This window comes from Collinsella sp. CLA-AA-H302 (genome assembly GCF_040093305.1).
GTDB lineage: Bacteria > Actinomycetota > Coriobacteriia > Coriobacteriales > Coriobacteriaceae > Collinsella.
In genome coordinates this window covers 37,910-50,783 of record NZ_JBBNJW010000001.1, presented here as the reverse complement: position 1 = coordinate 50,783, position 12,874 = coordinate 37,910, and the positions used below count along the sequence as shown (strand labels likewise).

Below are 12,874 nucleotides of genomic sequence, written 5' to 3'. Positions count from 1 at the left end.
GAATGCCCGCATATCGAAGGGACACGCCCATGGCCACCAGCAAACCGCGTATTGATCGCCGCATCGTTCGCAGCCGCAATGCCATCCTTTCCGCTTTCGAGCGCCTGCTCATGGAAAAGCCGCTGGCTGACATTACGGTGAGTGCCATCGCGCGCGAGGCCAATGTCGACCGTAAAACCTTCTACGTGCACTTTGGTACGGTTGATGGCTTGCTCGATGCCATTGCCGTCGATGTGGTGGAGATGATTGTCGACTCGGTCGAGAAAACGCTTGCCTCCATGGACGGCGACACCAACGAGCGCGCCCTGGGCGCGGCGGCGACCTTCTTTAAAACCGTTAACGAGGCACTGTGCAACAACCTGCTGCTCAATCGCCAGCTCATCGAAAACATTCCGCTTGACGACTTTATGGCTCGCCTGCGCGTGCCGCTCGAGCACGAGATTGCCGAGCGCGGCCTGCTGCCCGAGGGCATTAAGGACGAAATGTTCGAATACTACCTGGCGTTCTTGCTGTCCGGTATTATCGGCATCTATCGCACGTGGGCATTGTCCGATGGCTCGGTTGCCATTGAGCGCGTCTCGGCAGTCGCCAACGACCTGACTCTGAACGGTCTTTCGAGCTTGGAGACCCGTTTGTCCTAGCACGGGCGCCCCTCCCGAGGCGCCCGCGTCTTTGCTGCCTGCTCCGTTATCAAGCGCTAGCAGTTGCTCTTGAGCTTGCGGCCCTGCTGTTCAAACTTATGCATGTCGCTGTCGGCCATGCCCTGCGTCTCGTCCTCATGGCGTTTGATGTAGAGCGGATCGTCGGGATCGTTCCAAATGCGTTCTGCCACGGGCGCCCAGGCCTCGGCTGCGGCGCGGGTCTTTTCGCGCAGTTGCTCGGGCGATTCCTTCTCGACCAGGTCGGTGCTCTTGGCACCGGTCTCGGCCACCATCTTGGGCAGCACGTCGGGGTTCTCGAGCATGGGGCAGGGCTTGAGATAGTTGTCGTTGAACGGCTGGCCCTCGTAGTATTTCATAAAGAGGGGAGAGCGCAGCGCATCGAGCAGGCTCACATCGTGGATGTTGGCGTTGGAATAGTGGATGAACACGCAGGGCTCCACGTCGCCCGCTGCATTGATGTGCAGGTAGCGGCGACCACCGGCGATGCAGCCGCCCACGAACTCACCGTCATTTTGGAAGTCGAGCGTAAAGAGCGGCTTTTTCTCGCGCATCTCGCGTATAAAACGATACATGTGCTCACGCTGTTCGGGCGTGGGCATGAGCTCTGAGGTGGCGTTGCGCCCGACCGGCATAAAGTGGAAGTACCAGCAGAAGAGCGCTCCCTCGCGGATCATCCAATCCATGTTTTCCTTAGTGGCGACGGTATCGGCGTTGGCGCTCGTCCAGCAGGTCGATATTCCAAAGGGCAGATTGCGCTCGCGCAGGAGCTTCATGGCATGCTCGATCTTGACGTAGGTGCCCTCGCCGCGACGGGCATCGGTGGTGTGCTCGTCGCCCTCGGCGCTGATGGCAGGGACAAAGTTTGCCACGCGGATCATGTCATCGCAAAACGCCTCGTCGATCAGGGTGGAGTTGGTGAAGCAAAGGAACACGCAATCTTGGTGCTTTTCGCAGATCCTGATGAGGTCGCGCTTGCGAACGAGCGGCTCGCCGCCGGTGTAGATGTAGATATGCGTGCCGAGAGCTTTGCCCTGCGTGATGATGGAGTCGATGTCTTCAAACGAGAGGTTCTGCTTATAGCCGTACTCGGCTGCCCAGCAGCCCGTGCAGTGCAGGTTGCAGGCGCTCGTGGGATCGAGCAAGATGGCCCACGGAATATTGCACTGGTACTTTTCGCGGCTCTTCTCCTGTTGCGGCCAAGCGAGCAGGTTGCCGTCGACAATAAGCGTCTTGAGCAACTTGGCGCGCATCTTGGGATTGAGGGTGAAAACGCGCATGATCAGGTCATACCAATTGCCGCGGCTCTTGATGACGTTGGTGAACGCCTCGCGCTGCGCGGGAAACACGCGGTCGGGGACCAGCTTGTTCACGAGGTCCATGATTTTGTCGATGTTTTCCTGCGGGTTGTCGTCGAGATAATCGATGAGTTTGTTGAGTGCTGCGCGCTCCGCTGACTGTGTAAGCGACATGGGTATATCCTTTCACGTGTACTTCGTGTGAGATAATACCCATATGTGGAATTAAATGCGTCTAAAGAATCCGTAATGTGTCTATTCAACGAATCAATTTGATTTGGGGCGAAGTGTCATGCCCCGACACCTTCTAAGTTACGGTGAAATAGTGTCTAATATGCGCTTTTAGACGCATAAACAGTCACTATTTCACCGCAGCGTAAGGGTGGTTGCTTACTGATAGCGGAGGCACTCGACTGGATCGAGCTTTGCGGCGCGGCGAGCGGGGTAGAAGCCAAAGATTACGCCGATGCCGACGGAGACGCCGAAGGCCAGCAGCACCGTGGCGATTGAAAAGCTCGGTGTGATCTGCCCACTGGCACCGAGTTCGTTGAGAGCCCCTGATCCTGCGGCAAACATCGCGAGGCCCCAGGCCAGCAGATAGCCAATCAGGACACCCAGTAGGCCACCGGTGACGCACAGCGCCGAGGACTCGGCCAAAAACTGCGCGGTGATATCGCGGCGACTGGCGCCCAAGGCACGGCGAATACCGATCTCGCGGATGCGCTCAGTCACGTTGGTAAGCATCATATTCATAATGCCGATTCCGCCGACAAGCAGTGAGATACTGGCGACAGCGCCCATGATGAGCGAGAAGGCGCCCATAAACGAGTTGAGTGCATCGATGGCGCTTTTCATGGAGGTCGCCGATACGCTGTCGTACTCATCATCCTCCGAGATGCCCTTCATCGCGCGCACCTTAGACTCGATGGTCTTGCAGAGCTCGTCCATGTCCGTGCCCTCGGCAGCAAGTGCCGTCACGCTGGGGAATGAAGGATTCTCGTCGCCAAACAGGCCGGAGATGGTTTCGCGTGGCATATACAGCGTGAGCGAGCCCATGGAGTCGCTGCCGCCATCAATCACGCCTACAATTTGCACCTCGCCGTTGGACACCTTGATGGTTTTCCCCAGTGCGTCCTGTTCGTTGCCGTAAAGCTGATCGGCGCCGCCGCGGCTGATGAGCGCCACGCGCGAGCCTGATTGAGACTCGGCCTGTGAATAGACACGTCCTGCAACGAGCTTGCTGGCACCCACGGCGTCGAGCATGTCGCTGTCGACACCCTGTGCCATGACGGTATAGCTTTTATCGCCAGACTTGTACTCGGTATACGCGCTGTCGACAATGCCGATCTGCTCTATCTGCGGCACTAGTTTTTGAAGCTTCTCGACGTCCGATTCGGTGAGTTCTTGGGACGAATAGATCTGTACCATGCGGGCGGCGTTAAGACCCAGGCTGTTGACCAGGCTGTTTTGGATGCCACCGATAAGCGAGGTCATGGCTATGACCGACGCGATACCGATGACGATGCCCAGGATAGTAAGCAGGCTGCGTCCCTTGTTGGCCTCGAGCGAGTGAAGGGCTTCTTGGACAAGATCGCGGGTGCTCATGCCTTCGCTCCTTTCGAGCGCGTGGAAGATGCGGAAATCGCGGGTAGGTTGTCGACGGCACCGCGCAGCGTCTTCGGTGCATGCGCGATATACGCGCCATTATGGATTCGCCCGTCGCGAATGGTCACGGCGCGGTCGGCCTCGGCGGCAATGCCCGGGTCGTGTGTGATGAGCACGATAGTTTTGCCGCGCTCCTGAAGCCTGTGGAAGGTTTCCATGACGAGTGCCCCGGTTGTCGAGTCCAGGTTTCCCGTCGGCTCGTCGGCCAAAATGATGGGCGGATCGTTGACGAGGGCGCGCGCGATGGCGACACGCTGCATCTGTCCGCCCGAGAGCTCTGATATGCGGTGATCCCAATGGTCGACCGGCAGCGTGACGGCTTGCAGCGCGTGCACGGCGCGCATCTCGCGCTGGCTGCGCGGGACATTGGTGTAGGACAGCGGCAGCATGACGTTTTCGATGACCGACAGGCGCGGCAGCAGGTTGAAGCTCTGAAAGACAAAGCCGATGCTCAATGCGCGCACCTCGGTGAGCTCATCATCGTCGAGTTCGGCGACGTTGAGCCCTTGCAGGTAATAGTCGCCCGCCGTCGGTTTGTCCAGGCAGCCCAGGATGTTCATGAGCGTGGATTTGCCCGAGCCAGAGGGGCCGGTGATGGCGACGAACTCGCCGGGGTCAACCGCCAGGCTCACGTTGTGCAGGATGTGAGCGCAACCGGCCTCGCTCTCAAAGATGCGGTGCACGTTGCGGATGTCGATGACGGGACGCATTACATGCCCTCGTCGGCAGACGTGTTGTCGCCACCGTCTGCCGTCATGCTGCCGCCGGTATCCATCACGAGGGTGTCGCCGTCGCGCAGCTTGGTAACCGGCACGTTCGGGTTGATCTCGTTACCCTGGTCGTCGCGCTTGACCTGCGTCTTGCCGACCACCGCGTCGTTGTCGTTTTGCGTCACGACGGTCACCTTCACGCGGCGCGTCTTCTTGCCTTCCGAATCGGTGGCCAGATTGACGTAATAGTGCTCGCCATCTTCGGTCATCAGCGCCATGGTCGGCACCATAACCACGTCGTCGAGCTTCTCGGTCACTACCGAGACCTCGGCAGTCATACCCGGCTTAAGGCGACTGTCGGGTGCTTCGATGAGGATGTCGACGTTAAAGGTCACGCTGCCGCCGCTACCGGAGCCGGAGTCAGAGTTTGCCACCGAGGCGATAGCCGTGACGGTGCCCTGGCTCACGATATCGGGAAACGCGGGATAGGTCACGTTGGCGCTTTGGCCCACGGCAATTTTGGCGATATCCTTTTCGCCCACCTGAACCGTCACCTTCATCTTGGACAGGTCGGCGATTTGCATGCACTGCTTGCCGCCGCTCGTGTCGCCTTCGCCCATGATCGTGCCTCCGGTCACCGTGGCACCGACTTTGGCGTTGAGCTCGACGATGTTGCCCGAACTGGGGGCCTTTACGGTGCGCTCGGCCGCCTTTGCAGTTGCCTGCTCCAGCGTTGCCTGGGCCGAGGCGAGGTTGCGCTGGGCGGTCGAGACGGCATTTGCGTTGGCGTTTGCGTCCGATGGGCCGGTCGATCCGTCACTGTCCGTTGTCGGTGCGGCCTGTGCGGCCGCGAGTGCCACCTTTGCATTGTTCAGGTCTTCCTGGGCGGCCGCGACCGCGCGCTGCGCCTCGGAAACAGCGCTATCGAGCGCGTCGTTCTTAATGGTCATGAGCACGTCGCCCTCGTTGACGCTCTGTCCGGCCTGCACGTTGATCTTTTCAACCGTACCGTCGACAGAAGGGGAGACGACCGATGCCGAGATGGGCTTAAGCTGCCCCTTGGCTTCGACTGTGGTGGTAAACGTGCCTTCGGTGACCATGTCGGTCACCGGTCCGTTGGTGCCTGCGGGTTGCGCGTTGATGACCAGCGTTGCGATGATGACAATGAGCGCGATGGCAACAACGACGCCGGCGGCAATACCGCGTCGAATCAGCTTTTTGCGTCGACGTTCGGCACGTTTTGCCTTGAGCTTGGCATATGCCTCTTCATCGGAAATCTCGGCCGTATCGTTCGTGCGTTCGCTCTGCTTGTCGGCATGTACGTTTTTAATCAGAGGAATCGTTTCGGTGGCACCTTCGGGCGTGTACTCGGCATCATCCGGGCCTGGGGTGATGGTGGGGACATTCGGCATAGCGTCTCCTTTATAGAAAGTTCCTCAATAAGTATATGCGCCCGTCGCGTAAGGCGGGCGCATATGGCGGATTCTTTCGGAACTGTTAGATTGGTCGCAGCGGCTCCACGTTGTAGGAATGCGCGCGTTGCACTACGAGTGGACAACCACGCACAGGCCGACTTTGATGCAGTCGTGAAGTGCCTTGGCGTCGGCCAGGCGCAGGTTGATGCAACCGTGGCTGCCGCACCACTTGTACGACTCGGCGTTATCGAAGCTCTTGTCGTTTTGCCAGGTGGCATCGTGGAAGCCGATCATGTTGCCCTCAAACGGCATCCAGTAGCTAACTGGGCTTTCGTATTTGGGCTTGCCGGTCTCGGGGTCCTTGGCACCGATGAGATTGCTGGCGCCATCGTTGCTGTTGATCTGCCATACGCCCTCGGGGGTGGCGTCTTCGCCCGGTTTGCCGGAAATAAAGTTGGCCTCCCACACAATATTGCCGCTCTCGTCGTAGTAGCGCGCGTGCTGCTCGGACAGATCGACATCGACGTATGCCTTCCAGTCAGGCTCTCCCTTTGCGGTAAAGGTGTCGGCCTTCTGGGAGTACTTGATATCGATTTCGCCGGTCTGCTTGTTGTTAATGGCGTCTTCGACCTGCTTGGCGAGCGAGGTACTGTCGATGGACCAACCAAAGTCGCCGCCTTCGACGGCGCACTGCTTGCCATCGGCGCGCGTCCACCAGCGAGTGGAGCCCACGGTATTAAAGCCGTTGGCGAGCTCGGCTGCCCAGCTGCTGATCTGCGACGTATCGAGCGTGGGGTTGGCCGGATCGGCAAAGCTGATCCACTGCAACACGGAGCTGCCATCAACCTTGCCGGCATCCTCGCCGTTGAGCTTGAGGGTCACGTTGACGCCCAAGAAGTTGTTGGCGGCATCGCATGCGGCCTGAATCTGATCATCGGTCAGCGTTCCATTGAGCGGCTCATAGGCATCGTTGCCGAGCTTGGAAAGATCTACAGTCTCGGCCAGCGAGGCAAGCTCGAGCTCGGCATACTTAATGACATGCTCGCGGTTGAGTTTTTCGTTGGAGCGCGCCTTCTCGACGGTAAACTTGCCGGCCTGCTCGTCATAGGAGCTATTGGCCTCGAACGCGCCCGAACGCCCCTCGTTAAACTCGTCGATGGCGGCGCCCAGATCCTTCTCAAACTGCTTTTGGTCAAAGGTGTCGGAGAGCATGGACAGGTCGACGTCTTGATCAAGATCGACTTCGTTGGAGCTAGCGGTTGTTTTGGTCTTGCCGCTTAAGGATTCTACAAGGCGAACCGGCCATACAATGGCTTCGTTGCGGCTGATAATCTCTTTTGCGGCAGCTTCGCCGTCGACAATGGGCTCATCGGACTCGGGCTGATAGGTCCAGCTAAAGTCATCGCCTGTCACGGTGAGCTTATAGTGCTTCCACGCCGAGTTGACCTTGGTGGCGGCGGACGATGCGTTTGAGAACGAGACGTCGACGCCGGCGATGGTGGTGTTGGGGTAGGCTACCTGCGAAAATGCTACGACGCCTACGATATAGACAATGACGATAAGACCCAGGAGGACAAAGAGCGTCGTCTTTTTGCCCGACTTATTGTTCCCGGTGGGTTTGCGCGCGGGGCCGCGATCGCCTCGACCGTGCGTGGGGGGCTGCTTGGGCGTATTGCCGTTTGCCTGGCGCTGCTGACGTTGCTGGCGCTGCTGGTTCGGGCGTTGCGAAGCGTTTGCCGCACCACGCTGCTGACCGTGGCTCGGCGCGATAGGACGCGGCGACTGAACGCCGCCGGTGTGCCTGCTCGGCTGCTGCGGATCGGGAATCAGTTGAGTTCGATCGTTTTGCGACATCGTATGCATATCCTTCGGATTTCGCCTTGCGGCTCATCGTGTTTTTACTGGGCTTGCATTATAGCGATTACCTAGTTGATTGTGGTATGGAAACGGTGGCATTCAAAAGAGGTGGGACATTTGTCCCACCTTCGAGTCTTTCTTTGTCGCTATCCGCACACACCGCATTTTGCACAGGCCGAAAGTGCGGCCGGAGCCTGCGCGATGCCACCCTTTGCCGTCTCGCGCAGCGTGGCCGGCAACGCGTGGCCCACGGAGAGCATGACGTGTGCCATCTGATCAAACGGCACCAGGCTCTTAATGCCGGCGAGGGCGAGTTGTGCGGAGCTAAAGGCGGCTGCCACGCCGATGGCGTTGCGGTTTTGGCACGGCACCTCCACGAGGCCGCCCACCGGGTCGCAGACCAGGCCCAGCAGATTACTCAGCGCGATGGAACTGGCATCGAGCGCCTGCTCGGGTGTGCCGCCGAGCATCTGCACCAGCGCGGCGGCGGCCATGGCGGCCGCACTTCCGACCTCGGCCTGACAGCCGCCCTCGGCGCCGGCAACGCAGGCGCTCGTGGTGAGGTTGAGGCCGATGGCGGCGGCGCAATAAAGGGCATCCATGACCTGCTCGTCGTCCAGCTGCAGATGGTCTGCGAGCGCCAGCACGCAGCCGGGCACAACACCCGCGGATCCTGCCGTCGGAGCTGCGACGATCACGCCCATGGTGGCGGAGCGCTCGAGCACGGCCATGGCGCGGGCCACGGCGTCGGTCTGGACGGCGCCCATCAGGCTTATGCTCAGATCGTTTCGGCTGGTGGCATCGACAAGCTTTGCCTCGCCGCCGATGAGGCCGCCGAGCGAGCGCTGTGGATTGGAAATGGGGGCTGTGGTCTCTTCGCGCATGACGTCGAGTACGCGGCGCATGGCGGCGATAGCGTGTGCCTCGCCGGTCAGACGTGCCTCGCGCACGGCCATGACGGCGCCGATGTTGAGCCCCAGTTCCTCGCACGCATCGAGCAGCTGCTCGCCGTCGTCGAAGATTTCCTTTGCCGAGACGCCGGGGGAGAGCGACGAGGCAGAACCGGGGAGCTCGATAAAGGTCGCGTAATCGACATTGTCGAGCTTGCGGAGCATGGGGACGACGGTGTCGTCGGGGGCGCCGTCGGTCTCAAAGACGGAGTAGGCCTGGCCGCCCACTTCGGTGCGGTAGGTGCGGCAGAAGGCGATGTTCACATGGGCGTAGGCGAGCAGGTTGGTGAGCGCTGCGAGCACGCCGGGGACGTCCTGGTGCGCCACGAAGAGCGTGGAATACATGCCCGAGATGTCGACGCCGACGCCGTTAATGCGGCTGATGCGCATCTTGCCGCCGCCCAAGCTCTCGCCGCGGACCTGCGCCGTGGCGCCCGTGGCGTCGACCATATCGATGTCGACGGTGTTGGGGTGGATGGAGGCGTCGTCGCCCTTGATGTCAAAGTGATATTCGAGGCCCTGCTCACGTGCGAGGTCAAAGGCCTGCTTGATGTTTTCGTCATCGGTGTCGAGGCCCAGAATGCCCGCGACGAGAGCGCGGTCGGTGCCGTGGCCGCGGTAGGTGTGGGCGAAGGAGTTCCAAAGGCCAAAGGTGACCTTGGTGATGCGGCCTTCCAGCAGGCTGGCGGCAACTTGGGCGCAGCGCAGGGCGCCGGCGGTGTGCGATGAGCTGGGGCCGACCATGACGGGCCCCAGGATCTCGAATGCCGAGGTCGTAGCTAGTGTTTGCGGCTTGCCTGCCATATGCGCTCCTGTTCTATCCCGTCGTTCCGAGGGCTTTGGTATTTGGTCGCCTGCTCTACAGTCCTGGCTCGCACGGAGGCCACATTAAGTGGCCTCCGGCTCGTGCGGAACTCGCGATCGACCAAATACCAAAGCCCTCGGAACTTAGGATACATGGTTGGAGTGGCTGGATGTCAAAATTCATCAGCTGGGGATGTGCTGTTCATTGCGCATCGAAATATTCACACCACCGTGTAAATAAAAAGAAGTACCGGTTGGGGCCGGTACTTCCTTTGGTTCTAATGCTTTGCTGTCAGGGCTCTGTGAACCTATTTATAGGCCGCAGGCTGCTTTGAGTTCTTCGACTCGGTCGGTATTCTCCCAGGTGAAGTCGGCGTCTTCGCGGCCGAAGTGACCGTAGGCTGCCGTCTTTTCGTAGATGGGGCGACGCAGGTCTAGGTCGCGGATGATAGCCCCCGGGCGCAGGTCGAAGGTCTTCTCGACGGCCTCGACGATCTTGTCCTCGGCAACATGCGCGGTACCGAAGGTGTCGACCATGATTGAGAGGGGCTTGGAAACGCCGATGGCGTAGGCAAGCTCGACTTCGCAGCGGTCGGCCAGGCCGGCGGCGACCACGTTCTTGGCGACCCAGCGCGCGGCATACGCGGCGGAGCGGTCAACCTTGGTGCAGTCCTTGCCGCTAAAGGCGCCGCCGCCGTGACGGCCGTAGCCGCCGTAGGTGTCGACGATGATCTTGCGGCCGGTGAGGCCCGTGTCGCCCATGGGGCCGCCCACGACAAAGCGACCGGTGGGGTTCACGTAGATGTCCGCGTTGTCCCACGGCATGTTCTCGGCGGCCATGACCGGGGTGATGACGTGTTCGATGAGGTCGGCCTTGATCTTGCCCATGTCCTCAATCTCGGCGGCGTGCTGCGTGGAGATGACGATGGTCGTGACCTCGACGGGCTTGCCTTCCTCGTAGCGCACGGTGACCTGGGTCTTGCCGTCGGGACGCAGATAGGCGAGGGTACCGTCGTGACGCACGGCGGCCAGACGCTCGGCCAGGCGGCTTGCCAGGTAGTGCGGCATGGGCATGAGGGTCTTGGTCTCGTTGGAGGCATAACCGAACATCATGCCCTGGTCGCCGGCGCCGATCAGGTCGATCGGGTCGGTGGTAGCGCCGGTCTGGGTCTCGAAGGACTCGTCAACGCCCTGGGCGATATCGGGCGACTGCTCGTGGATGAGGCTCATAACGCCGCAGGTGTCGCAGTCAAAACCGAACTTGGCGCGGTTGTAGCCAATGCGGCGGATGACGCCGCGGGCGATTTCCTGTACGTCGACGTAGGCCTGGGTGCGAATCTCGCCGGCGACGATGACCGTGCCGGTGGTCACGAGGGTCTCGCAGGCGCAGCGGACGTTCTCCACGTTGGCGGGCACACCGTTGGGCGCAATATAGCCCTGCTCCTGCAGCTCTATTTCTTTGGCGAGGATTGCGTCGAGGACGGCGTCACTGATCTGGTCAGCGATCTTATCGGGATGACCTTCGGTCACCGACTCCGACGTAAAAACAAAGGACCCGTGTTGGGGTGGGATGGAACGAAGTTCTTCTGACATGATTGTCCTTTCAAAAACGTGTCCCAGCGACCGTTACCATTCCGCCGGGCTCTCTATGCAAGGGCACATCATAGCGCGTAAATCAAACATTCACACCCTTTCCGCACCTATTCATTGGGGACAGACTTAAATGACCAGCCAATAGGAACACTCTTACGGCACCTGGGGACGTTCCTTATGTGTCGGCACTTGGGGACGGTCCTTTTCTGCCGGCAGTTTAGGAACGTCCCCAAGTGACGGCAGTTTGGGACACTCCTGTTCAGTTAGCTTCGAAGAACGTCCCCAACGAATGGTCATTTAAGTCTGTCCCCAATGACTGGGTCGGTGCCCTTTGTGCGGAGGTTGCTTTGATGCTTTATACTGATGCGGTTAGACATCCATCCTGCAATCGAGGAGATTTCCATGGCATCAGACGTTCGCGTCCGCTTTGCACCCTCACCGACGGGCAAACTGCACATCGGCGGCGCCCGCACCGCTATCTATAACTGGGCTTTCGCCCGCGCAAACGGCGGCACGTTCATCCTGCGCATCGACGACACCGATCCCACCCGTTCCACCGACGAGAATACGCAGATCATCCTGCGTGCCATGCGTTGGCTTGGCCTGGACTGGGACGAGGGTCCCGAGGTGGGCGGCGACTATGGCCCCTATGCCCAGACCGAGCGCCTGGACCTGTACAAGCAGGCCGCCCAGAAACTTTGGGACGAGGGCAAGGCCTATCCCTGCTTCTGCACCAAGGAGCAGCTCGACGCCGATCGCAAGGCCGCGCAGGAGCGCAAGGACCCCTTCCAGGGCTATCAGCGCCGTTGCCGCGATCTTGATCCCGAGGAGGCCCGCCGTCGCATCGAGGCCGGCGAGTCCTACGTCCTACGCATCAAGGTGCCCGAGGACCGCGGCGACGTCGTCATCCACGATGCCGTCCACGGCGAGGTGACCTTCGACGCCAAGGAGCTCGACGACTTTGTGATCTTCCGCTCCGATGGCACGCCCACGTACAACTTTGCGACCGTCGTCGACGACGCCATGATGAAGATCACCCATGTCATCCGCGGCGATGACCACCTGTCCAACACCCCGCGTCAGGTCATGGTCTACGAGGCCCTCGGCGCGCCCGTTCCCACGTTCGCCCATATCTCCATGATCCTGGGCGCCGACGGCAAGAAGCTCTCCAAGCGCCATGGCGCCACCTCGGTGGAGGAGTACCGCGACGCCGGCTACCTTTCCGACGCCTTCGTCAACTACCTGGCGCTGCTCGGCTGGTCGCTCGACGGCGAGACCACAATCATCCCGCGCGATGTCCTGGCCAGCAAGTTCTCGCTCGACCGCATCTCCAAGAACCCGGCGACCTTCGACCCAAAGAAACTCGACTGGGTCAACGCCGAGTACATCAACGGCATGTCCGATGCCCAGTTTGCCGATGAGATCATGGTCCCCGAGCTGCACGAGGCGGGTCTCATCGAGGGCAACGTCGAGTACGGCGAGGACTGGATTGATGCGCTTGCCGCCATCGTCAAGCCGCGCACCAAGATGCCGGCCGACGCCGTGACCGTCGCCGCTCCCATCTTTGCTACGGCCGAGACGCTCGAGTATGACGAGAAATCCGTTAACAAGGGCCTGGCCAAGGAGGGTATGGGTTCAATTCTGGACGCCGCCAAGGCCGCGCTCGAGGGCGTGGACGATTGGACTGCCGAGGCCATCGACGCCGCGCTTGAGCCGCTGCCCGAGCAGATGGACCTTAAGAAGCGCGTGGTGTTCCAGGCCGTGCGCGTCGCTGTCTGCGGCAACATGGTGAGCCCTCCGCTGGGCGAGACCATGGCGCTCGTCGGCCGCGACGACTGCCTGGCGCGCATCGACCGCGCCCGCACGATGGCGCTGTAATCGCTGCGCAAACGTTTGTATCCGAGCCCCGTTCCACCCGAGCGG

The 12,874-nt window shown here is 60.6% G+C and carries 9 protein-coding genes; 2 read left to right on the top strand and 7 right to left on the bottom strand.

The genetic code is table 11. The annotated features are described in order from the left end of the window. The first annotated feature begins 29 nt into the window (after positions 1-29). Positions 30-641, top strand: a complete 612-nt coding sequence (locus tag AAAV21_RS00195; RefSeq protein ID WP_349106539.1) for a TetR/AcrR family transcriptional regulator — start codon at positions 30-32, stop codon at positions 639-641. A gap of 56 nt (positions 642-697) precedes the next feature. Here AAAV21_RS00195 and AAAV21_RS00190 read toward each other — a convergent pair whose 3' ends face one another. The 7 genes from AAAV21_RS00190 to metK form a co-directional block, all read right to left on the bottom strand. Next, positions 698-2,131, bottom strand: coding sequence for a radical SAM protein (locus AAAV21_RS00190; RefSeq protein WP_349106536.1), 1,434 nt, complete (start codon positions 2,129-2,131; stop codon positions 698-700). Between the two features lie 216 nt (positions 2,132-2,347). Then, positions 2,348-3,562, bottom strand: coding sequence for an ABC transporter permease (locus AAAV21_RS00185; RefSeq protein ID WP_349106534.1), 1,215 nt, complete (start codon positions 3,560-3,562; stop codon positions 2,348-2,350). Beyond that, positions 3,559-4,332 (bottom strand): ABC transporter ATP-binding protein, encoded by a 774-nt coding sequence (locus AAAV21_RS00180; RefSeq protein WP_349106531.1) that lies wholly within the window; start codon positions 4,330-4,332, stop codon positions 3,559-3,561. Before AAAV21_RS00180 ends, AAAV21_RS00185 begins: the two co-directional genes overlap by 4 nt. Beyond that, positions 4,332-5,744 carry an efflux RND transporter periplasmic adaptor subunit gene (locus AAAV21_RS00175; protein WP_349106529.1) on the bottom strand — a complete coding sequence of 471 codons (1,413 nt, stop codon included), beginning with the start codon at positions 5,742-5,744 and terminating at the stop codon, positions 4,332-4,334. The genes AAAV21_RS00180 and AAAV21_RS00175 overlap by 1 nt, the downstream gene beginning before the upstream one ends. A 132-nt stretch (positions 5,745-5,876) precedes the next feature. After that, positions 5,877-7,601, bottom strand: coding sequence for a L,D-transpeptidase (locus tag AAAV21_RS00170; RefSeq protein ID WP_349106527.1), 1,725 nt, complete (start codon positions 7,599-7,601; stop codon positions 5,877-5,879). A 149-nt stretch (positions 7,602-7,750) separates the two neighbouring features. After that, complete coding sequence (gene sdaAA, locus AAAV21_RS00165; RefSeq protein ID WP_349106524.1) at positions 7,751-9,358, bottom strand: L-serine ammonia-lyase, iron-sulfur-dependent, subunit alpha; 1,608 nt, start codon at positions 9,356-9,358, stop codon at positions 7,751-7,753. 312 nt (positions 9,359-9,670) lie between these two features. After that, positions 9,671-10,951 (bottom strand): methionine adenosyltransferase, encoded by a 1,281-nt coding sequence (metK, locus tag AAAV21_RS00160; protein ID WP_089571822.1) that lies wholly within the window; start codon positions 10,949-10,951, stop codon positions 9,671-9,673. Positions 10,952-11,353: 402 nt separating this feature from the next. Here metK and gltX point away from each other — a divergent pair, with 402 nt between their 5' ends. After that, positions 11,354-12,829 carry a glutamate--tRNA ligase gene (gene gltX / locus AAAV21_RS00155; RefSeq protein ID WP_349106521.1) on the top strand — a complete coding sequence of 492 codons (1,476 nt, stop codon included), beginning with the start codon at positions 11,354-11,356 and terminating at the stop codon, positions 12,827-12,829. Positions 12,830-12,874: the final 45 nt, after the last annotated feature.

Coding starts and splice junctions, on each gene's coding strand:
- AAAV21_RS00195 (WP_349106539.1), top strand. CDS start 30: ATGGCCACCAGCAAACCGCGTATTGATCGCCGCATCGTTCGCAGCCGC.
- AAAV21_RS00190 (WP_349106536.1), bottom strand. CDS start 2,131: ATGTCGCTTACACAGTCAGCGGAGCGCGCAGCACTCAACAAACTCATC.
- AAAV21_RS00185 (WP_349106534.1), bottom strand. CDS start 3,562: ATGAGCACCCGCGATCTTGTCCAAGAAGCCCTTCACTCGCTCGAGGCC.
- AAAV21_RS00180 (WP_349106531.1), bottom strand. CDS start 4,332: ATGCGTCCCGTCATCGACATCCGCAACGTGCACCGCATCTTTGAGAGC.
- AAAV21_RS00175 (WP_349106529.1), bottom strand. CDS start 5,744: ATGCCGAATGTCCCCACCATCACCCCAGGCCCGGATGATGCCGAGTAC.
- AAAV21_RS00170 (WP_349106527.1), bottom strand. CDS start 7,601: ATGTCGCAAAACGATCGAACTCAACTGATTCCCGATCCGCAGCAGCCG.
- sdaAA (WP_349106524.1), bottom strand. CDS start 9,358: ATGGCAGGCAAGCCGCAAACACTAGCTACGACCTCGGCATTCGAGATC.
- metK (WP_089571822.1), bottom strand. CDS start 10,951: ATGTCAGAAGAACTTCGTTCCATCCCACCCCAACACGGGTCCTTTGTT.
- gltX (WP_349106521.1), top strand. CDS start 11,354: ATGGCATCAGACGTTCGCGTCCGCTTTGCACCCTCACCGACGGGCAAA.